Genomic DNA, 26,478 nt, shown 5'->3' on the forward strand with positions numbered 1-26,478 from the left:
CCGTCTGAAATTTCAGACGGCCTTTTTATAATGGCTGGGCTTAAGCGTATTGCTTGAGTAATTCTTTGAATTGTTCGCCGGTTTCATGGTGTTTCAAACCATAAGCCACGGTTGCTTCAAGGTAACCCAATTTGCTGCCGCAGTCGTAGCGTTTGCCATCAAACGCATGAGCCAACACAAACTCATGGTCGAGCAGGCGGGCGATACCGTCTGTCAGTTGGATTTCGTTACCGGCGCCGCGGGGCAGGTTGGTCAACAAGTCAAAAATACGCGGAGTCAGGATGTAGCGGCCGACAACAGCAAGATTGGAAGGCGCTTCTTCCGGTTTTGGTTTTTCAACAATATTGACTACACGTTGATAGCTTTTCAGCTTTTCAACTTCAACGATACCGTAAGAGCCTGTTTGGGAAGGATCGATGGTTTCAACGCCTAAAACGCTGTTGCCGCTTTGGTTATACACGTCAACCATTTGTTTTAGCGCGCCTTTAGGCGCATCAATCAAATCGTCTGCCAAAATAACGGCAAAAGGTTCATTACCGACGGCAGCTTGCGCGCACAATACGGCATGCCCCAAACCCAATGCTTCAGTTTGACGGATGTACATGCAGGTAATGTTGGAAGGCAGGATATCGCGAACGTGCGCCAACAGTTTGTCTTTTTGACGCAATTCCAATTCGGTTTCCAACTCGTATGCTTTGTCGAAATGGTCTTCGATACTGCGTTTGTTACGGCCGGTGATGAACACCATTTCAGTACAGCCGGCTTCAACCGCTTCTTCAACTGCATATTGAATCAGAGGTTTGTCCACGATAGGCAGCATTTCTTTGGGGCTGGCTTTGGTTGCAGGCAAGAAACGAGTGCCCATACCGGCAACGGGAAAGACGCATTTTTTAATGGGTTTCATATTATTATCCTATTTTAACTGTGGGTTTATACCCCAAAAAGTGTAAAGATGTAGTCGCATGTAACAATAATACCACATGATAAAGTATCGGGCGGTTTGAAAAGGAGGATTGGTCATAGATACTGTCTTATCCCAGCAACGTCAGTAATTCTTCTTCGGTTAATACGGCCACGCCCAAAGTTTGGGCTTTTTCCAATTTACTGCCTGCGGCTTCTCCGGCGACAACGTAGTCGGTTTTTTTGGATACGCTGCCGGAAACTTTACCGCCTGCAGCCTCAATCATGGCTTGGGCTTGGTCGCGTTTGAGTGTAGGTAAAGTCCCTGTTAATACAAAGGTTTTACCTGCTATGGTCTCATTGATGCCGTCTGAAATAGTTTCATCTTGAAGCTTAGACAGTGTTTGAGCAAAGAAAGTTTTCATATTTTCAAGCAGGGCTGCGTTTTGCGGTTTACTGCGCCATGTTTGCCAATCGGCAGGTAACGCTTTGTCGCTTTGTAAACCTTCTATGCTTTGACCAGCAAGTTCCCACAAGGCCAGCGCTTTGGTTTCGCTGATTTTAAAATCAGGCAGGCGGGCAATCCAGCGTTGCGGCTCGGCATGGCGTAACGGCGGGATAGTGACAGCCTGGCTTTGCAGGGCAACACCTACAGCCAGCAGCTCGTCTATCATCGCCTGTTGTGCTTCTTGGGCAAAAAAGTGGGCGATGGAGTGGGCAACCACTGTACCGATATCGGGCAGGCAGGCGAGGATGGGTTCGGGTGCATGGCGGACGTTTCCCAGTGTGCCGAATGCCTGCGCCAGCGTTTTGGCGGTGCGTTCGCCGACGTGACGGATGCCGAGGGCAAAAAGGAAGCGCGCAAGTTCAGGCGTTTTGCTGGCTTCTATACCTGCGAGGATGTTTTCCGCCCATTTAGTTGGCTGTTTTTTACTGGTTTTGCTAAGCAGGGCATTGCCGCTCTCGTTTTCAAAGTCTTCAATCTCACTGTTTGATGGTTCTTCTTCATTAACTGATGCTTTGTCCGCCGTTTCTTTCATTTTTTGCAGGGTTGGGATATCGAGGCGGTAGAGGTCGGCGAAATGACGAACCAAATCTTGTGTTACCAGTTGCTCGATTTGTTTTTGACCAAGTCCGTCAATGTCCATGGCTTTGCGTGAGGCGAAGTGGATTAAACCTTGCGCGCGTTGTGCTTGGCAAAGCATACCGCCGCTGCATCGGGCAACCGCTTCACCTTCTTCGCGTTCGATTTCGCTGTGACAGATAGGGCAATGGGTAGGCAGGCGGTAGGGTTTGTGAAGCGGTTCGGCTCGGGTTTCAGAAGGTGTTTCGGCAAACAAATCGTCTTGCAGGCCGTCTGAAACGGAAATATTGCTCTCCTGCATTGGGCGACGTTCAAAAATCACGCGCACTACCTCGGGAATCACGTCTCCGGCGCGGCGTACGACAACTGTGTCGCCAACGCGTACGTCTTTTCGAGATACTTCGTCCTGATTGTGCAGGGTGGCGTTGGTAACGGTAACGCCGCCGACGAATACAGGTTGCAGGCGGGCGACGGGGGTTACTGCGCCGGTGCGCCCGATTTGTACATCAATGGCTTCGACAATGGTCAATGCTTCTTCAGCAGGGAATTTGTGGGCAATGGCCCAGCGCGGCGCACGGGAGATGAAGCCGAGTTCACGCTGTTGCGCCAAGCTGTTGACTTTGACCACCATGCCGTCGATTTCATAAGGTAAAGTAGGGCGTTTTTGCTGCATTTGCTCGTAAAACGCTAATACTTCATTGATATTTGGGAAACAGCCGAAATTGCCATCGGGCAGGCTGAAGCCAAGCTCTTTACAGTAGCCCAGCTCTTGCAGGTGTTCTTCTGCGATAAAACCGCCTTGCTGTCGGGCGATGGAATAGGGGAAGAAATGCAGTTTGCGCTGTGCAGTAATGCGCGAATCGAGTTGACGCAGACTGCCGGCAGCGGCATTGCGTGGATTGGCGAAAGGTTTTTGTCCGTTTTCAGCCTGTCGTGCGTTTAAGGCGGCAAAATCGGCTTTGAGCATCAGTACTTCGCCGCGTATCTCGATAAGCTCGGGAATGTTTTCTCCATACAGGCGCAGGGGGATGTTGGATACGGTTTTGACGTTTTGGGTAACGTCTTCGCCTGTTGTGCCGTCGCCACGGGTTGCCGCTTGAGTCAATACGCCGTCGCGGTACAGCAGGCTGATGGCCAGACCGTCAAATTTAGGCTCGATAACGTATTCCGGTTTTTCTCCATTTAAACCGCCACGAACGCGCTCATCAAAAGCGTACATTTCGGCATGGTCAAACACGCCGTTTTCGTCTTGTGGCGAAAAGGCGTTGGTCAGTGACAGCATAGGCACTTCGTGGCGCACTTCATCAAAGCCTGCCAAAGGCTCGCCACCGACGCGCTGGGTTGGGCTATCGGGCAGTTTCAACTCAGGGTGATTCAACTCCAATGCTTCGAGCTCGCGGAACAATTTATCGTATTCGGCATCGGGTACGCTGGGCGCGTCTAGGGTGTAATATTCGTAGGCGTAGCGGTTGAGGAGGTCGGTCAGGTATTTGATACGTTGTGCGGTCGGATTCATGAGCAATCGAAATAGAGTTTTCAGACGGCCTGATGATAGAGAGGCCGTCTGAAAATCGATGAATATTGAAGATGAAGGGATTTTACCTGAAAAAAAGCGGATATGCCGTCATTGCATATCCGCTTTTTGATTGGGGAAGTTAAGAGAACAGGCGCAGGGCTTGTTTGCTGCCGGGTTTGATGCCGACTTTAAGCATTTCTTCCTGACGGGCTAAAACGTAGTTGCGTACGTCTTTGAGCCATTGGGTGGAAACTTCTTCCATTTGGTCGTTAACCAAATCTAAGCTGAGTTGGCCGGAGAGTTTGACAGCCAAGTCCATAAATTTGTCGAAAGTTTTTTCGCCGGCAGGAACATGCGGAATATCCAACAGCATGCTGAAGCCGCGGTAGGCTTGGTTGTCCAACAGAGGATTGGTAAACGGTTTGTTGTCCAAAGTATGGATGGAGAACAATTGAGGGTTGTTGTTGTCGCCGAAGTGGAACGCGCCGTCTTCACCCAGTTTGAAACCGGTTTCTTCCACGGCGGCACGCAATTCTACGCCGCTGATGTTGGAATGGGAAACCAAGTGAATGGCGATGGTTTGGTCAACACGCGCACAGAATTGGTCGAGAGCTTGTGCGACTTCGGTGAACGCATCCAAGTCGGTATGCAAAACTTTGCCGTCCATCAGTTGGGCAAAAGCATCAACCTGTTGGTCGAAGTGTTGCAGCTCTTCACGCGCTGCCAAACCGTTGCGGCTGACAGCTTGCAAGCCTATGACGAAGCCTTGGTAGTAAACGCCCGGAATCGGCTCGGCAACGCGGAAATGGTCGTCCATAGTGCAACCGATGATTTGGAAGCGGTGTGTGCCGGAAAGGCGCGGCAGGGCGTGCAATTCTTGGGCTTGTTTCAGGGAGATGTAGGCCATGTAGTCGAAGCGCGGGTCAAACCAAGGCAACTCGACTTGCGACAATTCGTCCAAGCTGATCAATGGTACTTGTACCACAGGTTCGGAAGCGGTTTCAACCGGAGCAGAAGCGGCTTCGGCAGGGCTAATGGTAATTTCGTTGTTTAAGCCGATAACAGTGTGTTGGATTTTTTCTTCTGCGGAAAAGTCGTCTTCCACAGTCAATTCGACATCGGTTTTAAGTTGGGCAGGATGAGCCAGTTTGGCTTTTGCCGCGTAGATTTCATCTTGCTCTTGCAGGTTGCGTAATGCCTCTTCGGTTTTTTTGTTTTTCTTGATAAACAAACCTTGGCCGCCAGTTTCTTTGCTGTCGCGGACGTGCTTGGTTTTGCTGGTCAAAAGCGCATCCTTATCGGAATGGCCGAATTGTTCGCGCACTTGTTTGCGGTATTGGTTTTCCTGGTACATGTTGTAACCGATGACCGCCAAAAGAGCGGCGAGGGCTAAGACGATGAAAATCATGGAGTAATCACTTTTTAAAAAGGCAGCATTCCGTCTTTTTCAGGGTGCGGAATCTTGCTGCATGGGAAGTTCGTTGGAGCCGGACTTTATGCGTCCGAATGAATAGCTGAATTATAACGAAAATAAACGGTTGTGACAGCATTATGTCTGCCAATCATTTCAGGCCGTCTGAAAGTTATCCGCGCCGGATGGGGAAACCTGCTTTTTGAAGGCGTGGCCAATCGAAGAAATGCCCAGGATCGGTTTTCCTGTCCGGCGCGATGTCTTGATGGCCGGTAACGGCCTGAATCGGGTAATGCTCGGAAATGGCGGTCAGCAAGGCTTGTAGGCTGGTGTATTGTGCTTCGGTAAAAGGCTCGAAATCGCAGCCTTCCAATTCGATACCGATGGAAAAGGCATTGCATTTTTCTCTGCCTTGAAACGACGATACGCCGGCATGATAGGCCATGTCGTCGCAGGAAACGAATTGGACGGTTTCGCCCTTACGGCTGATGAAAAAATGGCTGGAGACGCGCAAGGTGTGGATGATGCTGAAAAAAGGATGCTCGTTAGGGTTGATTTGGTTGGTAAACAATTTTTCCACTGCCCCTGTGTTGTACTCAAAAGGAGGGAGGGAAATATTGTGGAGGACAACCAATGAGACGTTTTCATCCGGTTCGCGCGGGCTGAAATTGGGCGAATGAGTTTGGCGTGCATTCAGCCAACGGCCGTTTTGCCAAGTGTTTTTTGAAGGGGAATTCATGGTTTCAGACGGCCTTTCGGGATAGGAAAACATACGTTGGGGAAGGTGGCAGGCTTAATGTGCTTGTTTTCGGTTATACTGTTGCCCGACACGTTCACAAACCAAGAATCCTACCATGTTGAAAAAATTGTTGAAATGGCTGGCCGTATTTTTGACGGCATTTGCCGCCGTGGTTGCCGCATTGTTGTTTGTTCCGAAAGACAACGGCAAACCATACCGTATTACCATTACCAAAAACCAAGGTATCTCTTCCGTCAGCCGCAAACTGGCTCAAGACGGCATTGTTTATAACCGTTATGTGCTGGTAGCTGCCGCATATGTGATGGGCGTGCACAACCAACTCAATGCCGGCTCTTACCGCCTGTCTGCCAAAGTATCGGCTTGGGACATTTTAAAACGCATTAAAAAAGGCCGTCCTGATTCGGTCAGCGTGCAAATTTTGGAAGGCGCGCGTTTTGCCCAAATGCGCCGTATTATCGACAATACTGCCGACATTGCCCACGATACGCGCGGTTGGAGTAATGAAAAACTAATGGCTGAAGTGGCGCCCGATGCCTTGAGCAGCAATCCTGAAGGACAGTTTTTCCCGGATAGTTACGAAATTGATGCTGGTGGCAGCGATCTTCAAATTTACAAAATCGCCTACCGTAAAATGCGGGAAAACCTGCAAGAAGCATGGGACGACCGTCAAAGCGGCCTGCCTTATAAAAATCCGTACGAAATGCTGATTATGGCGAGTCTGATTGAAAAAGAAACCGCACACGAAGACGACCGCGCCCATGTGGCCGCAGTATTCGTCAACCGCCTGAATATCGGCATGCGCCTGCAAACCGACCCGACCGTTATCTATGGCATGGGCGATGCGTATAAAGGCAGAATCCGCAAAGCCGACCTGCAACGCGATACGCCTTACAATACCTATACGCGCAGCGGTTTGACGCCGACGCCGATTGCGCTTCCCGGCAAGGCCGCGCTTGAAGCAGCGGGTCATCCGTCTGATGAAAAATATCTGTATTTCGTCTCAAAAATGGATGGTACGGGCTTGAGCGAGTTCAGCCACAATCTTTCTGAACACAACGCTGCCGTGCGCAAATATATTTTGAAGAAATAAACCGAATAGGCCGTCTGAAACATTTATAATCCCAGTTTCAGACGGCCTTTAAATTGACGATATCCATATGAAACCTAGATTTATTACCCTTGACGGCATAGACGGCGCAGGCAAGTCCACCAACCTCGCAGTAATGAAAGCATGGTTTGAGAAACACCAACTGCCCGTATTGTTTACGCGCGAACCGGGGGGTACTCCGGCCGGAGAAGCATTGCGTGAAATCCTGCTCAACCCTGCCACCCAAGTCGGCCTGCGTACCGAAACCCTGCTGATGTTTGCAGCCAGGCAGCAACACTTGGAAACAGTCATTCTGCCTGCCCTGAAAAACGGCACGCATGTCGTTTCCGACCGCTTTACCGATGCAACGTTTGCCTATCAAGGCGGTGGACGCGGTGTTCCCTTGCAAGATATTGCCACGCTTGAGCATTGGGTGCAGGGCGATTTCCGTCCAGATTTAACTTTGCTGTTGGATGTGCCTTTGGAAGTATCGATGGCGCGCATCAACCAAACGCGTGAGAAAGACCGCTTTGAACAAGAAGAAGCCGAGTTTTTCAATCGGGTGCGCGAAGTGTATCTGCAACGTGCTAACGAACAGCCGGAACGCTATGCCGTCATCGACAGCAGCCAAAGTCTGGACGCGGTAAAAAATCAGATTGAAACCGCGCTGGACAGTCATTTTGGATTGAATGTTTAAGTTTAAATAAAATGCCGTCTGAAAGAAGGGTAGTGTGGCGAAGAAATATTATTACAGAAGTTTTTAGACATAAAACCAAATAAAACGAAATATCAAAACAAATGTAATAAATATCGGTATGCGCCACCAAAAGAACATGATAAAATTACGGTCCCTTACAAAGCCGGACTGTTAACAACCCGACTTTAGAAAATTTAAACGTCTGAAGCAGCCTGTTTCAGACTTATTCGCTGTAAAATCTCTCTCGCAAACAGGATCGATAAATGGAAAATTCATTAAAAGAAGCCGCCCTGCAGTTCCACGAATTCCCCGTGCCGGGCAAAATCTCCGTTACCCCAACCAAATCTCTGGCCACGTCTAAAGATTTGGCGTTGGCGTACTCTCCGGGCGTAGCCGCTCCTTGTATGGAAATCCATGCCGATCCGCAAACTGCCTACAAATACACTGCCAAAGGCAATTTGGTTGCCGTGATTTCCAACGGTACAGCAGTGTTGGGTTTGGGCAACATCGGCGCATTGGCCGGTAAACCTGTAATGGAAGGCAAAGGCGTATTGTTCAAAAAATTCGCCGGTGTTGATGTATTCGACATCGAAATCGATGAAAAAGACCCTCAAAAATTGGTAGACATCATCGCTTCTTTGGAACCGACTTTCGGCGGTATCAACCTCGAAGACATCAAAGCGCCTGAGTGCTTCTACATCGAACGCGAATTGCGCAAACGCTGCAAAATCCCCGTATTCCACGATGACCAACACGGTACCGCCATCATTACCGCTGCCGCTGTACTGAACGCTTTGCGTTATACCGGCCGCAAAATCGAAGAAGCAACTTTGGTGTGCTCCGGTGCAGGTGCGGCCGCGATTGCCTGCTTGAACCAATTGCTGGATTTGGGTTTGAAACGCGAAAACGTGACCGTTTGCGACTCCAAAGGCGTGATTTACAAAACCCGCGAAGACAAAGACCGTATGGACGAGTCCAAACAGTTCTACGCCATTGAAGATAACGGCCAACGCGTATTGGCTGATGCCGTTAAAGGTAAAGACATCTTCTTGGGTCTGTCCGGCGCAAACCTGCTGACTCCAGAAATGCTGAACACCATGAACGAAAAACCAATCGTGTTCGCCATGGCAAACCCGAATCCGGAAATCCTGCCTCCATTGGCAAAAGAAACCCGTCCGGATGTGGTAATCGGTACCGGCCGCTCAGACTTCCCGAACCAAGTAAACAACGTATTGTGCTTCCCATTCATCTTCCGTGGCGCATTGGATGTCGGCGCGACCACAATCAACGAAGAAATGAAACGCGCCTGCGTGTATGCTTTGGCTGATTTGGCGATGGAAGGGGTAACTGAAGAAGTGGTTGCCGCTTACGGTAAGAAATTTGAATTCGGTGCGGAATACCTGATTCCTACCCCATTCGATTCCCGCCTGTTGCCTCGCGTTGCTACAGCTACTGCTAAAGCAGCAATGGAAAGCGGCGTGGCTACCCGTCCAATCGCTGATTTGGATGCGTATGCTACTAAACTGGCCGGTTTGAAATTGTAATCCGGTAAGTAGTATTTAATTGAAAATGCCGTCTGAAAGTTGTATTTCAGACGGCATTTTTGTTTATTGGGTATTTTAGAAATAGCTTAATGCAGTAATTGGAATGAAAAACACGATAAGCTGCTGATTCAACGGAGACGTGGGTATATGGATTGCTTTCTAAGATAGGTTTCTTATTTTTGAAGTATTTTGATTTTGCAGAATTTGTATGGGATTAAATACAATATTTTTGCCAGCTTTTTAAACAACATCAGGCCGTCTGAAAACAGGTTTTCAGACGGCCTGAGTTAATGAAACGGTTCATTTTTGCCAATAGGTTTTGACGTTGACGAACTCGTACAGCCCGAATTCTGATAGCTCGCGTCCATAGCCTGAAGCTTTGACTCCGCCAAAGGGAAGGCGCAGGTCGCTGCTGGTGTGGCGGTTGATAAAGACAGAGCCTGCTTGAATTTTTTCGGCGTATTGCCATGCGTTTGCCGTATCCGCTGTGTAGATACAGGCGCCGAGGCCGAAAGGTGTGTCATTGGCAAGCGCGACAGCATGATCCGGATTGTCGGCGCGTAAAATCATGGCAACCGGGCCGAAGACTTCTTCGTGCCAAACGCGGCAGTTGGGGTTGACTTGATCCAATACCGTGGCAGGGTAAAACCAGCTTTCTCCATCAGGGATATAGCCGCCGCTCAAACATTGCGCGCCATGTGCAACCGCATCTTGAACCTGCTCGTGTACGGTTTGACGTAAGTCTTGGCGGTGAAGCGGGGCAAGGGTGGTGTTCGGGTCTTTGGGATTGCCGGTTTGCAGTTTGGCACACTCGGCAAGGAAGAGCGGGATAAATTGTTCGGCAATATCTTGGGTAATAACGATGCGCTTGGCGGCATTGCAGGATTGTCCGGCATCGCGGAAACGAGAATAGCAGGCATCGATGGCTGCACGTTGCAGATCGGCGTCGGGCAGGATGATAAACGGATTGCTGCCGCCCAGTTCAAGGACGGTTTTTTTCAGATGTTTGCCTGCATGGGCAGCCAGCAGGCGGCCGGTATGGGTCGAACCGGTGAATGCCATGGCATCGGTATCTTCGATGGCTTTAAGCGTGTCTTCATGGTTTAACCATGCGCCGATAAGCGGCAAACCTTTGGGGACGAGGCTGAAGAGGGTTTCGCTGACGCGGGCAACACTGGGTGCAGGTTTGACCGCGCAGGCATTGCCGGCGCACAGGGCTGGGATGGCAAATCGTAAAATCTGCCAAACAGGATAGTTCCACGGCATGACCGCCAAAACAACGCCTAAAGGCTCGAAGTGGACCTGGCTGAGGCTGGCTTGGGGGGCGATGGTTTTATGGGCAAGCAGCTCGGGGGCAAGGCGGACGTAGTAGCGGATAAGCTCGATGGATTTGCTGATTTCGGCACGGCATTCGTGCAGGCAGCGTCCGACTTCTTCGCAAACCATTTCGGCGAGGCGTTCTTGGTTTTGGGTAAGGCTGTCGGCAAATTGCTGTAAGAGGGCGGTGCGTTCGGTAATACTTGATTGGGCGAAGGTTTGTTGAAGGGTTTGGAGGCGGTTTAATTCGTCGGTGAACTCGGTATAGCTTTGCGCCGGTCGGCGGTAAATGGTTTCTCCGGTGAAAACGTGGGTGCTGTGAAACATAGTTGGCTCCTTTGTTTTTATGTTTTTATGAGGCCGTCTGAAAATGTTTCAGACGGCCTTTTATTGTGATGATTGTACTTCAAGCGACCAGTTGGGGAAAAATAGATTTTAAGCCGGCAACAATAATCTCTACGGAAATGGCGGCAAGCATCATGCCCATGATACGGTTGAGGATGGTCAGGCCGGTGGTGCCCAAGCGTTTGCTGATGCGTCCGGCCACAACCAAGATGAAATAGCAAATCAGGCTGACCAAAAAGCCGGAGATGATAATCAGGGCAATATCGCTATAATTTTTGGCGGCAGAGGAGTAAATGATGACAGTGGAGATACCGCCGGGGCCGATGGTAATCGGAATGGCAATAGGAACGACGGCAATCGCTTTTTCATTGCGGCGGACTTGTTGCGCACTTTGATGTTCTTCTGAATGGGAATCAATTTTGGGTTTGGCAGGATTATCGTTGCCGTTCATTAAGGAGATGGCAATCAGCAAAACCAGAATACCGCCGCCGACTTGGAAAGAGCCCACGCTGATACCGAGTACTTTCAACAAGATACCGCCGCCCAGCGCAAAGACGACAATCACGATGAAAACGGCTAGTGCGGCAGTACGCGCAATTCTGCGTTTTTCTTTGGTGCTGTGGTCTTGCGTCAGGTCAAGATAAATCGAGAGTGCGCTGAAGGGGTTGATCAGTACAAGAAGTGCAACGAGAAGTTTGCCGATTTCTACACCTAATTCCATATCATTTCTCGCTTTCAGTTAGGTCATCGTTATCCGCATTACGACGGCGGAGGTTTTTGTGTTCATTGGCAATACCCATCAACAGGGCGAGCACCACCATGATGGAAAGTGTAGCTGTACCGCCGTAGCTGACCAGGGGAAGGGGGACGCCGACAACGGGCAAAATACCGCTGACCATGCCCATGTTTACAAAGGCGTAGCAGAAAAAGGTCATGGTCAATGCGCCTGCCAGAGTACGGCTGTAAAGGGATTGAGCTTGCGCGGCAATCCACAATCCGCGTGACAGAATGATAAGGTAAACCAGCAGTAAAAGGATATTGCCAATCAGGCCGAACTCTTCGCCGAATACTGCGAAAATAAAGTCAGTCGTTGATTCGGGAATATAGTCCAAATGGGTTTGCGTACCGTTGAGCCAGCCTTTACCCCATATACCGCCCGAGCCGATGGCAATCATGGATTGGATGATGTGGTAGCCTGCTCCTAACGGATCTTTGGTTGGGTCGAGCAGGGTAAGGACGCGGGTTTTCTGATAGTCGTGCATGCCGTAATTCCACAAGAGCGGCAAAGCGGCCACAAAGGCAATAATAGCAGCAAAAATAGCCTTCCAAGGCAATCCGGCAAAGAAGATGACAAAAATACCCGAAGCCATAATCAGCGCGGCCGTCCCCAGATCTGGCTGCTTCAAAATCAGGGCGACAGGAACAAGAATCAGAACGAGGGCGACAATATAATGTATCCATTTCAGACGGCCTTCATAGCGTTGGAAATACCACGCGACAGTCATGGGAATACCGATTTTCATGATTTCGGAAGGTTGGATACGGGTAAAGCCGAGACTCAGCCAACGGGTCGAGCCGTTGACGGTAACGCCGGCGACTTCAACGCCAATCAGCAGTAATACGCCGACAATGTAAACAGGCAGGGCAACTTTGGCAGCCGTTTGTGGCTTGAATACGGCGATAATCCATAAAAGGGCAAAGCCCAAAACGGTATGGATGGTTTTATTTTCTAATTGGCCGAACTCTTGCCCGTCCGCAGAATAGAGCAGGAACAGGCTCATGATGTAGATGGCGAGCATGGCAAAAAACAGCCAAGGGTCAATCGGGGCTGCAATGGTGGATTTGAAATTTTTCCACGCTGATGTGTTATTCATGATGAACCTCCGGCTGTGAGGCAGGGCTTGTCGGCGTCAGTCCGTAGGCAGATTGGAAAATGCTGGTAATAGGCTGATGTTTGTCCGTTGTTTCGGTTTTGGCCGAATCTGATTCAAGGCCGTCTGAAAACTGTTGCGGCTTGACATTAAGCATATAAAAATCAGTCATTTCACGAGCCAATGGCGCGGCATAAGCCCCCCAACCGCCATTTTCCAAAATAACGGCAATGGCGATTTCAGGTTTTTCCAATGGCGCAAACGAGATAAACCATGCGTGGTCGCGGTGTTGTTCGCGCAGGGCTGCGGCATTGTAGCGGCCACCCTGTTTGATTTGCACGACCTGGGCCGTACCTGTTTTACCACCCATCGTATAGGAGAGTCCGCCACCGATACGGTGCGCCGTACCGCCCGGTTTCAATACCTTTTCCATTGCGCGTTTGACGTATTCGAAGTTGTCGGTTTTGAATGGAATTTGACGCTCAGGATTGGGGTTGATATGGGTAATTTTGCGCGCGCCGAAATCCAATATTTCTTTGACCAAATGCGGCTGATGGACAACACCGTTGTTGGCCAGAGATGCTGTCGCATGTGCCATTTGCAAAGGCGTGTAGGCATTGTAGCCTTGGCCGATACTGACGGAAACCATCTCGCCGGCGCGCCATTCTTTGGCAGTAGGGTCGGAAGATTTGGCAAAGCGTTTGGCTTTCCATTCGCGGCTGGGCAAAACGCCTACATATTCACTAGGCAGGTCAATGCCGGTTTTCTGGCCGAAACCGAATTGCGCCAGATACGGAGAGGCTTTGTCGATACCCATTTCGTAACCCAAGCGGTAGAAGAAGGTATCTGAGGATACTTGAATGGCTTTGCTTAAGTTGGCAAAACCGTGACCGCTGCGGACAGAGTCGCGGAAAATATGGCGGCTGCCGGGTATGCTCCATGCGCCGGGGGCGGGGACGATGGTGTTTTGAGTGATTTTGCCGCTTTCCAATAAGGCCATGCCCATAAAGGGTTTGAATGTAGAACCCGGCGGATAAAGGCCTTGGGTAACGCGGTTGATCAAAGGCTTTTTCCAATCGTCATTCAGCATTTTCCAAGTGTCGCTGTCGATGCCGTCAATAAAGAGGTTGGGATCGAAAGAAGGCTTAGAAACAAATGCCAAAACAGTACCGTCTTGCGGATTGATGGCCACCAATGCGCCACGGCGGTCACCTAAAATGCGGTCGGCTTCCTGCTGCATACGGATATCCATGCCCAGGCGCAAGGTTTGCCCCATTTTGGACGGAACATTTTTCAATACGCGGACAATGTTGCCGTAAGCGTCTTTTTCGACTTCCTGATAGCCTGGAACACCATGAAGCTGGTGTTCGTAATATTTCTCCAAGCCGGATTTGCCGATATGCGTACTGCCGCGGTAGAGGGCGGTCAGGCCTTCTTCTTCCAGCATTTCTTTGTCTTTGTCGCTAATACGACCGATATAGCCTAAGAAATGGGAAGTCAGTTTGCCGTAAGGATATTCGCGGAATGTGCGTGAATTGACCTCTACGCCTTTGAATTCGCGCAGATGTACGGACAAGCGGGCGGCCTCTTCATCGGTCAGCCTGAGCTTGAGCGGGATATTTTCAAATTTTCGATAGCTTTCGCGGTATTTTTTGAAGCGTTTTAAATCTGTCGGCGTAATATCGACGTATTTTTTCAATGCTTCAATGACATCTTCCATCTTGCCTTCAATGCGGTTGGGAATAACTTCTAGCGAAAAGACTGGATAGTTTTTGGCCAAAGGAACGCCGTTGATATCGACGATTTCGCCGCGTACAGGCGACGTTGGAATCAAGGTGATGCGGTTGCTCGATGCCTGACCGGAAAACTCGTTGTGTTGAGTCACTTGCAGGTAAAAGAACCGCGCCAGCAAGATGGAAAAGAAGATGACAATCAGGATAAAGGCAACGAGCAGGCGCAACAAAGCGTCGGCTTGTGCTGCCTGAGCGGAAGGTTTCTTGGTATGTTGACCACCGGAAAGACGGCGTGGAAGAGTCGGTTTCATCTTTTCAGTGGGAGCGGTAAATACGGGTCACAATCAACATTAGCTGGCTGAGTATCGGCCAAAGTAATGCGCCGACAAATGGGGCAACAAAGCCTTGCAAAGTGATGACCTGATGATTAAGGAACAAGCGGGCAACAGTTAAGACGGCCTGATTGAGAAGCAGTGCAGCCAATACAGCGGCCAATTGCATAATGTGGCCGTAAAGCATGATTTGGCGACGGCGGTTTAAGATGAAATAAGTCATCACGACGTAAGACAGGGCGTGCAAGCCCAAAGTCGCAGCGGTTGCAGCATCGACAATCAGGCCGATGACAAAAGCCAGTCCCATGCCTGCGCGTTGCGGTTGGTGCAATGTCCAATACAGCAACATCAGTGCCGTCATTTCAGGCAGCCAAAAGAATCCGTCAAAGGAAAACGGCATAAAGTCCAGTATCATCATCACAATGAGACTGGCCACCATGATGTGCAACGGTACTGCACGGTAAGAATCGTCAAAATCGTTCATGAAATCAGCGTGGGGAAGAAGGGGCGGAAGAAAGTACCAAGACAAAACGGCTGCTGCGTAAAGCGGCCAAAGGCGTCAGTTGCGTATCGTAATAAGGTGTTCCCGATGCACGGACAACCTTGCTGACGGTTGCAACGGGAATCCCTGCCGGATAAGTACCGTCCAAACCGGAAGTCAGCAGGACATCGCCGGGTTTCAAGTCTGAACCGGTTGGGAAATAGCGCAAATCCAAACCGTTGCCATTGCCGTATGCCAAATTGCGTTCGCCGGTACGGCTGACGGCTATCGGAACAATGCTTTGTCCGTCCGAAATCAGCCCAATTTCCGCACTTTGTGTGTGAACTTGTGTCAACAGGCCGATCAAACCGCTTTGATCGATGACCGCATCGCCAACTTTCAAGCCATCTTGACTGCCCTTGCCGATAATCAGTCTTTCGGAAAGCGGATCTTTACCATTGGAAATGACTTCCGCACCGATAACGTTGTGAATGCCTTTTTGTTGCAAACCGTACAGTTTTTTCAATTCGTGCAATTCATCGGTATTGACTTTATCTCGCTGCAAATCGATTTTCAGACGGCCATTTTCTTCCAAAAGCCGGCGGTTTTGTTCCAAGAGCTCGGATTTGGACTGGGAGAGGTCAGCAAAATATTGATAAAGTTGAACAGGTTGATTCGCCAGCCATTGAACAGGATAGAGCATGGGCATTACTGCCGCACGTACAGGCTGCATCAATGAAAAGCGGTAATCGGCCACCATCAGGCCGGCAGCCAGCGTGATATAAACGACAAAACGAGGCAACAGCTTAGGGCCTTTTGCCTCGTCAAAGCGCAAAGAAGAGCGTTCCATAACCATCTACCTTATGGGTTTTCCGTGAATACGGTATCCCATTTGCCGATATAGTCCAAAGCCTTACCGGCGCCATAGGCAACGCAGTTCAGAGGCTGGTCGGCAATACCGACGGGCAGGCCGGTTGCATCGGCTAAGACGGTATCAATACCGTGCAGAAGCGCGCCGCCGCCGGTCAGCATAATGCCTCGGTCGGCAATGTCGCCGGCCAGTTCGGGTGGAGCCTGTTCCAAAGCCAGACGGACGGCACGGATGATTTGATTTACCGTTTCACTCAATGCTTCACGGATTTCATTTGATGTAACCGCCAAGGATTTAGGCGTGCCTTCAGCCAGATCACGGCCTTTAATGCGCATGGCTGTTTCGGTTTCAAAGCCCGATGCAGAGCCGATTTGTTTCTTCAATTCTTCTGCCGTAGCTTCACCAATCAAGACACCGCGATGACGGCGCAGGTAATGGATGATGCTTTTATCGAATTCATCGCCGGCTGCGCGGACAGAAGCAGAATAGGCCATGCCGCCCAGTGAAAGAATACCGATTTCAGTCGTACCGCCGCCAATATCGACAATCATCGAACCTGCCGCATCTTCAATCGGCAAGCCTGCGCCTAAAGCGGCAGCCATCGGTTCTTCAATCAAATGTACGCTTGCCGCGCCGGCGGCAAACGCTGAATCCAAAATCGCTTTACGTTCCACTTGGGTAGAGCCGCCCGGAACACAGATAACCACACGAGGCGGAACCAAAGACCGTCCTTCGGTGGCTTTTTTAATCAACATACCCAGCATACGCTCGGTAATCACAAAATCAGCAATCACGCCGTCCCTCATCGGGCGGACGATTTCAATATTGCGCGGCGCACGGCCCTGCATTTTTTTGGCTTCCGTGCCCACAGCCATAATTTTACTTTTATTGCCTGCGCCGGATTGAATCGCAACCATAGACGGTTCATCCAAAACAATCCCTTTGCCGCGTACAAAAATCAGCGTGTTGGCCGTGCCCAAGTCGATGGCAATATCATTGGAGAGGAAACGAGATAAAAGACGAAACATAGGATTCCTGAAATTCCGGCCCAGCCCGGATGTGTTTAGCATTATTTAAAATAAGAAAAACAGGTACACGGTTTAAGACGGATAAATGCCCCCTTAAAAGGCCGTCTGAATTAAAACACCATGCCAACCTGTTTGGTTTTCGGTTATAATTCTTCGCTTCATAGAAGACGAAATGCAATGATACCCCAAACCTAAGAGGCATTGCTATCAGACAAGGATTTTTTATGGCTTTAAGCTTAAATGATGTGGAAAAAATCGCAAAACTCTCGCGCCTCACTTTAACGGACGAAGAAAAAAACAAAACGCTTGCCGAGTTGAACGACATTTTCGCCATGGTTGAAAACATGCAAAGCGTCAATACCGACGGCATTGAACCCATGGCGCATCCGCACGAAGCCGCTTTGCGCCTGCGCGAAGATAAAGTGACTGAAACCGATCATGCCGCAGAATATCAGGCTGTTGCCCCCGAAGTGCGCAACCGACTGTATATCGTTCCTCAAGTGATTGAAGAATAAGGTTTCAGATGGCCTTTGCTTATCGGCAAGCCCCTATTGCAAGGCCGTCTGAAAGGATACTTTGTTCAGACGGCCCGATTTATTGATTTAAACGGATGTTTTCAATATCTGTTTTGAAAGCAAAAACTGTTTTATAGAAAGTACGGCACAATGACCGCTTACACGCTCAAACAAGCCAGCAGCCTGCTGCAATCCAAACAAATTTCCGCAGTCGAATTGGCGACCGAATATTTGGCCGCTATTGCTGCGAAAAACCCTGCCATCAACGGCTATGTGACCATCGATCAAGATAAGACCCTTGCTGAGGCCAAAGCAGCCGATGCGCGTATCGCAGCCGGCAATGCAACGGCTTTGACCGGTGTGCCGGTTGCTTATAAAGATATTTTCTGCCAAACAGGTTGGCGCAGTGCATGCAGCTCCAAAATGTTGGATAACTTTGTTTCTCCTTATACTGCCACTGTGGTGCAAAACCTGTTGGATGCCGGCATGGTGACTCTCGGCCGTACCAATATGGACGAATTTGCCATGGGTTCGACCAATGAGACTTCATTCTACGGCGCAACCAAAAACCCATGGAATCTTGAACATGTTCCTGGCGGTTCGTCAGGCGGGTCGGCAGCTGTAATCGCGGCGCGTTTGGCACCAGCTGCGCTGGGTTCGGATACCGGCGGTTCTATCCGTCAGCCTGCATCGCATTGCGGTATTACCGGCATCAAGCCGACTTACGGTACGGTTTCACGCTTCGGTATGGTTGCTTATGCTTCCAGCTTTGACCAAGCCGGTCCTATGGCGCAAACGGCCGAAGACTGTGCGATTTTGTTGAACGCTATGGCCAGCTTTGACGAGCGCGATTCCACCAGCTTGGAACGCGACAAAGAAGACTACACCCGTGATTTGGACAAGCCGCTTAAAGGTTTGAAAATCGGGTTGCCTAAAGAATATTTCGGCGAAGGCGCGGATGCCGATGTTCAGACGGCCTTGCAAAGCGTTATCGATTTGCTCAAAGCTCAAGGCGCGGAGACTGTTGAAGTTTCCCTGCCGCAAACATCATTGTCGATTCCCGCTTATTACGTTCTCGCCTCTGCTGAAGCAAGTACCAACTTATCCCGTTTCGACGGCGTACGTTATGGTCATCGTGCGGCGCAATTTGGCGATTTGGAAGAAATGTACAGCAACACCCGTGCCGAAGGTTTCGGCAGCGAGGTCAAACGCCGTATCATGATCGGTACTTATGTATTGAGCCATGGTTACTACGATGCGTACTACCTGAAAGCGCAAAAATTGCGCCGTCTGGTTGCCAATGATTTTCAGACGGCCTTTGGTCAATGTGATTTCATTTTGGCGCCGACTGCACCGACTGCCGCACCGAAACTTGGCAGCGACATCCACGACCCTGTACAAATGTACTTGTCCGATATTTACACTATCGCCGTGAACCTTGCCGGTTTGCCTGCACTGACCCTGCCTGCCGGTTTCAGCACAAACGGTCTGCCGATTGGTGTGCAATTTATCGGTAATTATTTCTCCGAAGCCAAAATTTTGGGTGCCGCACATCAGGTTCAACTGAACAGCGATTGGCACACTAAAGCGCCGGAATAATGTTTTTAGGGCCTTGATGATTCAAGGCCGTCTGAAAATAAACCATATAAAAGTGCCTGAATGTATTGAGGTGCTGCATATTGTAGATATTTAAAAATCATGACTGCCACCGACTTCATTCAAATCATTGGGACAGCCGCGTTTGCCATTTCTGGCTATTTGGTCGGCTACAACAAGCGGTTGGATGTACTCGGTGTCGTCATTACCGCGTTACTGACGGCTGTCGGTGGCGGCATGATACGCGACGGCTTGATTGGCCGAATTCCGCAGGTGTTTTTGCAAACCGATGCGCTGATAGTCGTGTTTGCCACGCTTGCCATTGCATGGTTGATAAGGGTGCAACGTTATCGCAGCACCTATTTGGCTGCTGCTTTTATTATTGCCGATGCTATCGGTTTGGCAGCGTTCAGCATTACCGGCGCACAAATCGGTATGGCTTTGCAACTTAATTTGTTCGGCGTTATTTCTTTGGCTTTTGTGACAGCCGTTGGCGGCGGTATTGCGCGCGATATTTTGGTCAATGACGTGCCGATGATTTTGCGTACCGACCTTTACGGCAGCGTAGCCATTTTGATTGGCGGGCTGATTTATCTGTTCGGGCATTTGGGCTGGATTAATATTTTTACGTTAAACCTGCTCTTTGCCGGCGGATTGTTGTTTCGCTTGACTGCATACCGTTTCCATTGGCAACTGCCCGGTTTCCAACGCCGTAGGAAATAGACTTATCTTGTCAGACGGCCTGTTATGGTTTCTTATTCAGGCCGTCTGAAAAACGAATCACTCATTTAACCGATTAACTTTTTTTCGACAGAAAGACCCTTATGACTTGGGAAACCGTAATCGGACTGGAGATCCACGTCCAACTCAACACCCAATCCAAAATCTTCAGCGGCGCATCCACTGCATTCGGTGCCGAGCCTAATGCCCACGCCAGCGTGGTTGAGTGTGCGTTGCCGGGCGTATTGCCGGTAATGAACCGCGAAGTCGTCGAAAAAGCCATCAAACTCGGTTTGGCTTTGGATGCAAAAATCAATCAGAAAAACGTGTTCGACCGTAAAAACTATTTTTATCCTGATTTACCGAAAGGCTATCAAATCAGTCAGTTGGATTTGCCGATTGTTGAGCATGGCAAATTGGAAATCGTAGTGGGCGACGAGGTTAAAACCATCAATGTTACCCGTGCGCACATGGAAGAAGATGCAGGTAAATCCGTACATGAAGGTTTGAACGGTGCAACCGGTATCGACTTAAACCGTGCCGGTACGCCTTTATTGGAAGTTGTCTCCGAGCCTGAAATGCGCTCTGCAGCCGAAGCTGTGGCATATGCTAAAGCGTTGCACGGTTTGGTGACTTGGCTGGATATTTGCGACGGTAATATGGCGGAAGGCTCGTTCCGTGTTGATGCCAACGTTTCTGTACGTCCAAAAGGTCAGGCGGAGTTCGGTACACGCCGTGAAATCAAAAACCTCAACTCTTTCCGCTTCTTGGAACAAGCCATCAATTATGAAGTGGAAGCGCAAATCGAAATCTTGGAAGATGGTGGTAAAGTACAGCAGGCAACCATGCTGTTTGACCCTGAAAAAGGCGAAACCCGTGTGATGCGCTTGAAAGAAGATGCGCACGATTACCGCTATTTCCCTGATCCGGATTTGCTGCCGGTCATTATTTCAGACGGCCAATTGCAAAAGGCCAAAGAGCAAATGCCTGAGTTGCCGCATGAAATGGCGGCGCGTTTTGTTGCCGATTACGGCGTGTCTGACTATGATGCGCGCCTGTTGACTGCCAGCCGCGCCCAAGCTGCCTATTTTGAAGAAGCGGCCAAAGCCTGCGGCCAAGGTAAATTGACGGCGAACTGGATGAACGGCGAGCTTGCCGCTACCTTGAACAAAGAAGGTTTGGAATTGGCTGAAAGCCCGATTACAGCTCCACGCCTTGCCGAGTTGGTTGCTAAAGTTGCAGATGGAACATTAAGCAGCAAATTGGCGAAAAAAGCTTTTGAAGCGATGTGGGCTGAGCCTGAAGCAGGTATTGCCGAAATCATCGAAAAACATGGTTTGCAACAGATTACTGACACTGGCGCAATTGAAGCGATGGTGGATGAAGTGTTGGCAAACAATGCGAAAGCCATTGAGCAATTCCGTTCCGGTAATGAAAAAGCCTTAAATGCGATTGTCGGCCAAGTGATGAAAGCAAGTAAAGGCAAGGCCAATCCGGCTCAGGTTCAAGAGTTGATTAAAGCCAAATTGGCTTGATAGATAGGATAGGCCGTCTGAAAACAGGTTTTATTTTCAGACGGCCTTTGTTTTTGATAATAAATTTATTCTAAATACCATGACACATACCATTACCTTACCAGATCAAACTACATTTACGGCGAATGAGGACGAAACTGTTCTTGCTGCCGCAACCCGTCAGAATTTAAATTTGCCTCATTCTTGCAAAAGTGGTGCCTGCGGGCAGTGTAAGGCTGAGTTGATTAGTGGCGAATTTGAAATGGGCAAACATATTGATAAAGCCATCAGTGAAGAAGAAAAAGCACAAGGTAAAGTGTTATTGTGCTGTACCACTGCAAAGAGCGACCTCAAAATCAATGTGCCGGGTTTTAATCAAAATGCTTTGCCGGTGCGCACTTTGCCTGTACGCATTGAAACGATTGAAATCAAACATGATGTTGCTTTGTTGCGATTGGCTTTGCCTAAAGCGCCGTCATTTGCATTTTATGCCGGACAATATATTGATGTGCTGCTTCCCGGCAATATCAGCCGCAGCTATTCAATTGCCAATTCTCCTGACCAAGAAGGTGTTTTGGACCTGCATATCCGCAAACGTGAAAACGGCGTATGCTCAGAAATGATTTTTGGTGCCGAGCCTAAAATCAAAGAAAAAGGCATTGTCCGCGTTAAAGGGCCATTAGGTACATTCACTTTGCAACAGGACAGCAATAAACCGATTGTTTTGTTGGCAACGGGTACAGGTTACGCACCTATCCGCAGCATCTTGCTTGATTTGATTCATCAGAATAGCGAACGTCAGGTTCATTTTTACTGGGGAGCACGTCAGCAGGAGGATTTGTACGCATTGGAAGAAGCAGAAGCATTAATAGACCGTCTGAAAAATGCGAAATTCTCGCCTGTTCTTTCTAAGCCTGATTCCGATTGGAAAGGGGAGAATGGGTACGTGCAAAATGTTGCCGCACAAAATTATCCTGATTTGAGCCAATACGAAGTTTATGCTTGTGGGTCACCAGCTATGACCGAGAGTGCGCAAAGTTTGCTGACTCAAAATTGCGCTTTACCGGAAGATGCCTTCTTCTGTGATGCTTTTTCACCGGCATAGGAATATATTTTACGGAATTCATATGTTTGGATAAGGGTATTTAGCATAGGGTTTGACGACAATTCGTTTGAAGAAGAGAGTGTGTTTTTGCACACTCTTTTTTTATACAGTAATTTTCAAAAAATATTTTTATCTTTAAGTAAAGACTATTCTGTTTGTTATCAAACATTAACTTGATTATCTATCATCAAGAAAAAGGCCGTCTGAATCTTTCAGACGGCCTTTGTTTTAAAGATAATATTAGCTACCAATCAGTTTCAAACGTTGACCGGGAGATACGGTACGGGTATTGCGGTTCCAACGGCGGATATCGTTAATATCAACATTGAAACGGCTGGCGATGGTGTTCAGGGTATCGCCTTTACGTACAGTGTAGGAAACGTTTTGAACCGGGTTGCTGCGGACTTTTGCCGGAGTAGCTGTAACACGGAGGATTTGGCCTTTTCTGATATTGTTGCCTTTGATGTTGTTGGCAATAATCAAATCAGCTACGCTCAAGTTGTAACGTTTGGAGATATTAAACAACGTATCACCATCTTCCACACGGTGTGTGCCTGCTGCAAGTGCTGCAGTTTGTGTGTTTTGTTGGCCATTTACACGGGCAAGACGCGCATTGATGCGTTGTTGTTGTTTAGCGGTATTGGCTGCGATACGAGCTGTACGAGCGCTTTCGGCAGTCACAACAGTTTGAACTTGTTTGGCTTCAGAAGTCGCTTCAGCAACAGTCGCTGCAGGTTCCTCCGCAGGTTGGCTTTGTACCAAAGCCATCAGGTCATCATGCTCTTCTTGAACCGGAGCAACAGCAACAGATTCAACTGCTGGAGTAGGGGCTACATCGTTTGCGGCAACAGTCGGTGCAGTCAAGTCGGCAGGGATAGCTGCTTTTGGTGCTTCAGCAACATTTGTGGCAGCAGGCTCAGCAGTAATATGGGTCATGGCTACAATAGGGGCGGCTACTTCCGCACTTGCAACTTGAGGCTGCGCCTTGGTTTCTGTTACCGCTACGGAAGTAACGTTTTCAGTTTTGCTGCGTGCAATAAAGTCAACCGGTTTGCTGGACTGTGGAACAACAGGAGCAACAATATTGGTCACGGTAGTTTGAGCAACTTTAACCGGTTCTGCTACGCTTGAAGCAATAATCGGCGACATAGCCGGCATATTGGATTGGTAAGTATCCGGCGTATTGTCTTTGTCGATAAAGTTAATAATGTCTTGACTTTGGGTAACTGAGTTTTTAGCCACCAAAATGCTGCGGCCTTCAGAAATGGCGCTACCGCTCAGGCCGTTGAGGCGTTTGAGTTCGGCTACGCTCATGCCGGTATCGTTGGCAATGGCGTTAAGCTTCTTGTTGCCCAAAGAAGTATAAATATCCCAAGACATCAGGGTATCTGGATTGGCATTGCGGTAGTTCTTTTCAAATGCAGAAACCGCAGAAACCGGCAACAACAGGCGACGATTGTTTTTAGGGATAAATACCGGGGCATTGAAACCTGGGTTGAGTGCCAACAGTTCGCTTTCGCTGATGTTTGCAAAACGAGCGATTGTGCTGTTATCAATAGGTTTGTCGATGCTGACAGATTTGAAATACGGCTGATTGCTGATTTCGCTGATATTCATACCGAAGGTTTGCGGATTGGCAACGATATTGCGTACTGCCAATAGTTTTGGAACGTAGTTGCGTGTTTCGTTCGGCATACGCAGGTTTTCGTATGTTGGTTCCAAACCTTGCGCACGGGCGCGGTTTACGGCACGGCCGACGTTACCTTCGCCCCAGTTGTAAGCGGCAAGCGCCAAAGACCAGTCGCCGAACATACCGTGCAGGTATTGCAGGTAGTTCAATGCAGCATCGGTAGCGGCGTAAACGTCGTGGCGGCCGTCATACAAAGGCGTTTTTTCCAAGCCGAAGTGGCGGCCGGTAGCCGGCATAAATTGCCACAGGCCGGATGCGCCGACGTGTGATTTGGCTTTGGTTACGAATGCGCTTTCAATGAAGGGCAGCAAAGCGATTTCGGCGGGCATATTGCGTTTTTTAACTTCATTGGCAATATGGTACATATAAGGTTTGCTGCGGGAGATGGTGCGGTCGAAATATGCACTGTTTGCAGCAAATTTGTTTTCATGGCGGCGAACCAGTTCTGTATTGACTTCGTTGATGCGGAAGTCTTTACGCAACGATGCCCATAAGCTGCCGGAGCCGAAGGTTTGTGCTTTGGCTTGGTCGAGCAGGGCGGAGTTGAGGCGCATCATGGCCATGCCGACTTGGTTGGGTGTAGCGTTTTGTGCGTAGGCTGTGGCGGAAACCGCCGACAGGCTTGAAACGGTCAGAGCGATGGTTTTTAGTTTTGCCATAGTAAATAAAGTTATCAAATATATAATAAAATTTCGTCTTTTTGATAGTATCGTTTCAGCATTTAAACGTCAAGTCGAGCAGGGAATTTGCTTGTGTGATGTGGCCGTGGTGTTAAAATTCTGTCACACAAGTCGGGATGCATAGGGGGCCTTTAATGGAAGTTTTTTTTATGCAAACGCCAATGGGACAATATCTTGCTCAAAAAGAGGCGGATTTTTTCAGACGGCATTTGCAGTATTTGAATAGGCAGGTGGCGGTTCAATTGGGCGGTGTATGGCAGAGGCCGTCTGAAAACATGCTTGTAGTGCCTCGCGATGTGCGGATGGATGCTGAAATGTTGGCATTTGAAACGCATTCCGTGGATGTGTTATTGATGCCCCATCTTTTGGAAGTTTCATCTGCAGATTTGGTGTTGCAAGAGGCGTTTAGGATATTAAAACCTGAAGGCAGATTGATTTTGACGGGGTTCAACCCTAAATCTTTGTGGGGGTTGAGCTCTTGGTTTGATGGGGAAAAGCTGCCTTTGAAATCTCAATGCTTGGCTCTGGCTGAGTTGAAACGAAAAATTGCGGATATTGGTTTTGAAATAGAATATGGGCAGTTTATGGATTATCTGCCTGCTGTGAATTCGCCTTCTGCTTTGAAGTTTTGGCGGTTTATGGAAAAGGCAGGGGATAGGTGGTGGCCGCAGTGTGCAGCGGTTTATGGGATGGTGTTAACGAAACATTTGATTGGTGTCCATCCTTTGCCTGAATTGGAATCTGCATTTGATGGCAATACGGTTGCTTTAAGTACGGCACGTTTGGCCGAATAGTTTTCAGACGGCCTGTATATTAATGATGAATTTGGAGAATAACGATGCCTGAATTACCTGAAGTGGAAACGACTTTACGCGGAATCGCGCCTCATATTGATGGCAAGAAGATAGAAAAAGTCATTATTCGCCAGTTTAAATTGAGATGGCCTATTCATCCAAACTTGGCGCAAATTTTGGCTGGGCACAAAGTTTTGGCATGCAGTCGGCGTGCGAAGTATTTGATTATTACTTTTGAAACGGGTATTTTACTTATTCATTTGGGTATGTCCGGAAGTTTGCGGATTTTTACCGCCGATGATGAGCGCATCGCCACGCCGGATAAGCATGATCATTTAGATTTTGTATTTGATGACGGCACCGTATTGCGTTATCACGATCCGCGTAAATTTGGTGCGGTATTGTGGTATGAGGGTATTGCCGAGCATCATCCGCTGTTGGAAAAACTGGGGCCGGAGCCGCTCTCGGACGATTTTGATGCAAATTACCTGTATCAGAAATTGAAAACCCAAAAGCGTGCAGTCAAATTAGCGCTGATGGATAATGCGGTGGTGGTTGGTGTTGGCAATATTTATGCGAATGAAAGTCTGTTTAAGGCAGGTATTTCGCCATTGCATCCGGCAAATAAGCTGACCAAGAAAGAATGCGCATTATTGGTGGAAACCGTTAAAGCGGTTCTGCAAAGGGCGATTGCAACGGGCGGCAGTACGCTGCGGGACTTTGTCAATAGCGATGGCAAAAGCGGCTACTTTCAGCAGGAATATACGGTCTATGGCCGTCACAATGAGCCTTGTGTCCAATGTGGCGGGCTGATTTTTAAAGAAACTTTGGGGCAGCGTGGAACGTTTTATTGTCCAAATTGCCAGAAATAGTTTCAGACGGCCTTA

General features: G+C 49.0%; 22 protein-coding genes. 10 read left to right on the top strand and 12 right to left on the bottom strand.

Features of this window, described 5'->3' with window-relative positions:
- Nucleotides 1-40: 40 nt before the first annotated feature.
- From galU to ampD, 4 genes are all read right to left on the bottom strand, one after another.
- Nucleotides 41-904, bottom strand: coding sequence for a UTP--glucose-1-phosphate uridylyltransferase GalU (gene galU, locus HMPREF2696_RS07565; RefSeq protein WP_004520111.1), 864 nt, complete (start codon nt 902-904; stop codon nt 41-43).
- Nucleotides 905-1,031: 127 nt separating this feature from the next.
- Nucleotides 1,032-3,500 carry an NAD-dependent DNA ligase LigA gene (gene ligA / locus HMPREF2696_RS07570; RefSeq protein ID WP_004520112.1) on the bottom strand — a complete coding sequence of 823 codons (2,469 nt, stop codon included), beginning with the start codon at nt 3,498-3,500 and terminating at the stop codon, nt 1,032-1,034.
- A 139-nt stretch (nt 3,501-3,639) separates the two neighbouring features.
- Complete coding sequence (locus tag HMPREF2696_RS07575) at nt 3,640-4,908, bottom strand: cell division protein ZipA C-terminal FtsZ-binding domain-containing protein (protein ID WP_004520113.1); 1,269 nt, start codon at nt 4,906-4,908, stop codon at nt 3,640-3,642.
- Nucleotides 4,909-5,083: 175 nt separating this feature from the next.
- On the bottom strand, nt 5,084-5,650 hold the full coding sequence (ampD, locus tag HMPREF2696_RS07580) for a 1,6-anhydro-N-acetylmuramyl-L-alanine amidase AmpD (protein WP_039862241.1): 567 nt from the start codon (nt 5,648-5,650) through the stop codon (nt 5,084-5,086).
- Between the two features lie 115 nt (nt 5,651-5,765).
- On the opposite strand from ampD, the gene mltG reads away from it, so the two are divergent.
- The 3 genes from mltG to HMPREF2696_RS07595 all read left to right on the top strand — a co-directional run bounded on the left by mltG (nt 5,766) and on the right by HMPREF2696_RS07595 (nt 8,999).
- Nucleotides 5,766-6,761, top strand: coding sequence for an endolytic transglycosylase MltG (mltG, locus tag HMPREF2696_RS07585; RefSeq protein ID WP_004520116.1), 996 nt, complete (start codon nt 5,766-5,768; stop codon nt 6,759-6,761).
- 67 nt (nt 6,762-6,828) lie between these two features.
- Nucleotides 6,829-7,455 carry a dTMP kinase gene (gene tmk / locus HMPREF2696_RS07590; protein ID WP_004520117.1) on the top strand — a complete coding sequence of 209 codons (627 nt, stop codon included), beginning with the start codon at nt 6,829-6,831 and terminating at the stop codon, nt 7,453-7,455.
- A 263-nt stretch (nt 7,456-7,718) separates the two neighbouring features.
- Nucleotides 7,719-8,999, top strand: a complete 1,281-nt coding sequence (locus HMPREF2696_RS07595) for a malic enzyme-like NAD(P)-binding protein (protein WP_083300561.1) — start codon at nt 7,719-7,721, stop codon at nt 8,997-8,999.
- 300 nt (nt 9,000-9,299) lie between these two features.
- Here HMPREF2696_RS07595 and HMPREF2696_RS07600 read toward each other — a convergent pair whose 3' ends face one another.
- The 7 genes from HMPREF2696_RS07600 to HMPREF2696_RS07630 all read right to left on the bottom strand — a co-directional run bounded on the left by HMPREF2696_RS07600 (nt 9,300) and on the right by HMPREF2696_RS07630 (nt 16,977).
- Nucleotides 9,300-10,643: an aldehyde dehydrogenase family protein gene (locus HMPREF2696_RS07600; protein WP_070588259.1), complete on the bottom strand. Its 1,344-nt coding sequence runs from the start codon at nt 10,641-10,643 to the stop codon at nt 9,300-9,302.
- Between the two features lie 79 nt (nt 10,644-10,722).
- On the bottom strand, nt 10,723-11,382 hold the full coding sequence (locus HMPREF2696_RS07605; RefSeq protein WP_070588260.1) for a MarC family protein: 660 nt from the start codon (nt 11,380-11,382) through the stop codon (nt 10,723-10,725).
- Between the two features lies 1 nt (nt 11,383).
- Nucleotides 11,384-12,535: a rod shape-determining protein RodA gene (gene rodA / locus HMPREF2696_RS07610; RefSeq protein WP_070588261.1), complete on the bottom strand. Its 1,152-nt coding sequence runs from the start codon at nt 12,533-12,535 to the stop codon at nt 11,384-11,386.
- Nucleotides 12,528-14,576 carry a penicillin-binding protein 2 gene (gene mrdA, locus HMPREF2696_RS07615; protein ID WP_070588263.1) on the bottom strand — a complete coding sequence of 683 codons (2,049 nt, stop codon included), beginning with the start codon at nt 14,574-14,576 and terminating at the stop codon, nt 12,528-12,530. Before mrdA ends, rodA begins: the two co-directional genes overlap by 8 nt.
- A gap of 4 nt (nt 14,577-14,580) precedes the next feature.
- Nucleotides 14,581-15,081, bottom strand: a complete 501-nt coding sequence (mreD, locus tag HMPREF2696_RS07620; RefSeq protein WP_070588264.1) for a rod shape-determining protein MreD — start codon at nt 15,079-15,081, stop codon at nt 14,581-14,583.
- Nucleotides 15,082-15,085: 4 nt separating this feature from the next.
- Nucleotides 15,086-15,928 carry a rod shape-determining protein MreC gene (gene mreC, locus HMPREF2696_RS07625; RefSeq protein ID WP_070588265.1) on the bottom strand — a complete coding sequence of 281 codons (843 nt, stop codon included), beginning with the start codon at nt 15,926-15,928 and terminating at the stop codon, nt 15,086-15,088.
- A gap of 11 nt (nt 15,929-15,939) precedes the next feature.
- The gene (locus HMPREF2696_RS07630) at nt 15,940-16,977 is read right to left on the bottom strand and encodes a rod shape-determining protein (protein ID WP_039862245.1); all 1,038 of its coding nucleotides are present in this window, start codon (nt 16,975-16,977) and stop codon (nt 15,940-15,942) included.
- Nucleotides 16,978-17,201: 224 nt separating this feature from the next.
- Between HMPREF2696_RS07630 and gatC the strand changes: the two genes are divergently transcribed.
- The 5 genes from gatC (at nt 17,202) to HMPREF2696_RS07655 (ending at nt 22,427) form a co-directional block, all read left to right on the top strand.
- Entirely contained in the window at nt 17,202-17,492 is a 291-nt protein-coding gene (gene gatC / locus HMPREF2696_RS07635; RefSeq protein ID WP_003685110.1) for an Asp-tRNA(Asn)/Glu-tRNA(Gln) amidotransferase subunit GatC, read from the top strand.
- Nucleotides 17,493-17,642: 150 nt separating this feature from the next.
- The gene (gene gatA, locus HMPREF2696_RS07640) at nt 17,643-19,091 is read left to right on the top strand and encodes an Asp-tRNA(Asn)/Glu-tRNA(Gln) amidotransferase subunit GatA (protein WP_070588267.1); all 1,449 of its coding nucleotides are present in this window, start codon (nt 17,643-17,645) and stop codon (nt 19,089-19,091) included.
- Between the two features lie 99 nt (nt 19,092-19,190).
- Nucleotides 19,191-19,811 carry a trimeric intracellular cation channel family protein gene (locus HMPREF2696_RS07645; RefSeq protein WP_070588268.1) on the top strand — a complete coding sequence of 207 codons (621 nt, stop codon included), beginning with the start codon at nt 19,191-19,193 and terminating at the stop codon, nt 19,809-19,811.
- A 101-nt stretch (nt 19,812-19,912) separates the two neighbouring features.
- Nucleotides 19,913-21,343, top strand: a complete 1,431-nt coding sequence (gene gatB / locus HMPREF2696_RS07650) for an Asp-tRNA(Asn)/Glu-tRNA(Gln) amidotransferase subunit GatB (RefSeq protein ID WP_003685244.1) — start codon at nt 19,913-19,915, stop codon at nt 21,341-21,343.
- A 79-nt stretch (nt 21,344-21,422) separates the two neighbouring features.
- Nucleotides 21,423-22,427 carry an FAD-binding oxidoreductase gene (locus HMPREF2696_RS07655; RefSeq protein WP_070588269.1) on the top strand — a complete coding sequence of 335 codons (1,005 nt, stop codon included), beginning with the start codon at nt 21,423-21,425 and terminating at the stop codon, nt 22,425-22,427.
- 240 nt (nt 22,428-22,667) lie between these two features.
- Here HMPREF2696_RS07655 and HMPREF2696_RS07660 read toward each other — a convergent pair whose 3' ends face one another.
- Nucleotides 22,668-24,776, bottom strand: coding sequence for a LysM peptidoglycan-binding domain-containing protein (locus tag HMPREF2696_RS07660; protein ID WP_049336493.1), 2,109 nt, complete (start codon nt 24,774-24,776; stop codon nt 22,668-22,670).
- Between the two features lie 155 nt (nt 24,777-24,931).
- Here HMPREF2696_RS07660 and HMPREF2696_RS07665 point away from each other — a divergent pair, with 155 nt between their 5' ends.
- Together HMPREF2696_RS07665 and mutM are read left to right on the top strand one after the other, a co-directional pair.
- The gene (locus HMPREF2696_RS07665; RefSeq protein ID WP_049336494.1) at nt 24,932-25,591 is read left to right on the top strand and encodes a class I SAM-dependent methyltransferase; all 660 of its coding nucleotides are present in this window, start codon (nt 24,932-24,934) and stop codon (nt 25,589-25,591) included.
- Nucleotides 25,592-25,635: 44 nt separating this feature from the next.
- On the top strand, nt 25,636-26,463 hold the full coding sequence (gene mutM / locus HMPREF2696_RS07670; protein WP_070504764.1) for a DNA-formamidopyrimidine glycosylase: 828 nt from the start codon (nt 25,636-25,638) through the stop codon (nt 26,461-26,463).
- The last annotated feature ends 15 nt before the right edge of the window (nt 26,464-26,478 follow it).

It is taken from the genome of Neisseria sp. HMSC058F07, from assembly GCF_001810035.1.
GTDB classification, from domain to species: domain Bacteria; phylum Pseudomonadota; class Gammaproteobacteria; order Burkholderiales; family Neisseriaceae; genus Neisseria; species Neisseria perflava.

What these genes read in the sequence shown, in the direction of transcription:
- galU (WP_004520111.1), bottom strand. Translation starts at nt 904, where the DNA reads ATGAAACCCATTAAAAAATGCGTCTTTCCCGTTGCCGGTATGGGCACT.
- ligA (WP_004520112.1), bottom strand. Translation starts at nt 3,500, where the DNA reads ATGAATCCGACCGCACAACGTATCAAATACCTGACCGACCTCCTCAAC.
- HMPREF2696_RS07575 (WP_004520113.1), bottom strand. Translation starts at nt 4,908, where the DNA reads ATGATTTTCATCGTCTTAGCCCTCGCCGCTCTTTTGGCGGTCATCGGT.
- ampD (WP_039862241.1), bottom strand. Translation starts at nt 5,650, where the DNA reads ATGAATTCCCCTTCAAAAAACACTTGGCAAAACGGCCGTTGGCTGAAT.
- mltG (WP_004520116.1), top strand. Translation starts at nt 5,766, where the DNA reads ATGTTGAAAAAATTGTTGAAATGGCTGGCCGTATTTTTGACGGCATTT.
- tmk (WP_004520117.1), top strand. Translation starts at nt 6,829, where the DNA reads ATGAAACCTAGATTTATTACCCTTGACGGCATAGACGGCGCAGGCAAG.
- HMPREF2696_RS07595 (WP_083300561.1), top strand. Translation starts at nt 7,719, where the DNA reads ATGGAAAATTCATTAAAAGAAGCCGCCCTGCAGTTCCACGAATTCCCC.
- HMPREF2696_RS07600 (WP_070588259.1), bottom strand. Translation starts at nt 10,643, where the DNA reads ATGTTTCACAGCACCCACGTTTTCACCGGAGAAACCATTTACCGCCGA.
- HMPREF2696_RS07605 (WP_070588260.1), bottom strand. Translation starts at nt 11,382, where the DNA reads ATGGAATTAGGTGTAGAAATCGGCAAACTTCTCGTTGCACTTCTTGTA.
- rodA (WP_070588261.1), bottom strand. Translation starts at nt 12,535, where the DNA reads ATGAATAACACATCAGCGTGGAAAAATTTCAAATCCACCATTGCAGCC.
- mrdA (WP_070588263.1), bottom strand. Translation starts at nt 14,576, where the DNA reads ATGAAACCGACTCTTCCACGCCGTCTTTCCGGTGGTCAACATACCAAG.
- mreD (WP_070588264.1), bottom strand. Translation starts at nt 15,081, where the DNA reads ATGAACGATTTTGACGATTCTTACCGTGCAGTACCGTTGCACATCATG.
- mreC (WP_070588265.1), bottom strand. Translation starts at nt 15,928, where the DNA reads ATGGAACGCTCTTCTTTGCGCTTTGACGAGGCAAAAGGCCCTAAGCTG.
- HMPREF2696_RS07630 (WP_039862245.1), bottom strand. Translation starts at nt 16,977, where the DNA reads ATGTTTCGTCTTTTATCTCGTTTCCTCTCCAATGATATTGCCATCGAC.
- gatC (WP_003685110.1), top strand. Translation starts at nt 17,202, where the DNA reads ATGGCTTTAAGCTTAAATGATGTGGAAAAAATCGCAAAACTCTCGCGC.
- gatA (WP_070588267.1), top strand. Translation starts at nt 17,643, where the DNA reads ATGACCGCTTACACGCTCAAACAAGCCAGCAGCCTGCTGCAATCCAAA.
- HMPREF2696_RS07645 (WP_070588268.1), top strand. Translation starts at nt 19,191, where the DNA reads ATGACTGCCACCGACTTCATTCAAATCATTGGGACAGCCGCGTTTGCC.
- gatB (WP_003685244.1), top strand. Translation starts at nt 19,913, where the DNA reads ATGACTTGGGAAACCGTAATCGGACTGGAGATCCACGTCCAACTCAAC.
- HMPREF2696_RS07655 (WP_070588269.1), top strand. Translation starts at nt 21,423, where the DNA reads ATGACACATACCATTACCTTACCAGATCAAACTACATTTACGGCGAAT.
- HMPREF2696_RS07660 (WP_049336493.1), bottom strand. Translation starts at nt 24,776, where the DNA reads ATGGCAAAACTAAAAACCATCGCTCTGACCGTTTCAAGCCTGTCGGCG.
- HMPREF2696_RS07665 (WP_049336494.1), top strand. Translation starts at nt 24,932, where the DNA reads ATGGAAGTTTTTTTTATGCAAACGCCAATGGGACAATATCTTGCTCAA.
- mutM (WP_070504764.1), top strand. Translation starts at nt 25,636, where the DNA reads ATGCCTGAATTACCTGAAGTGGAAACGACTTTACGCGGAATCGCGCCT.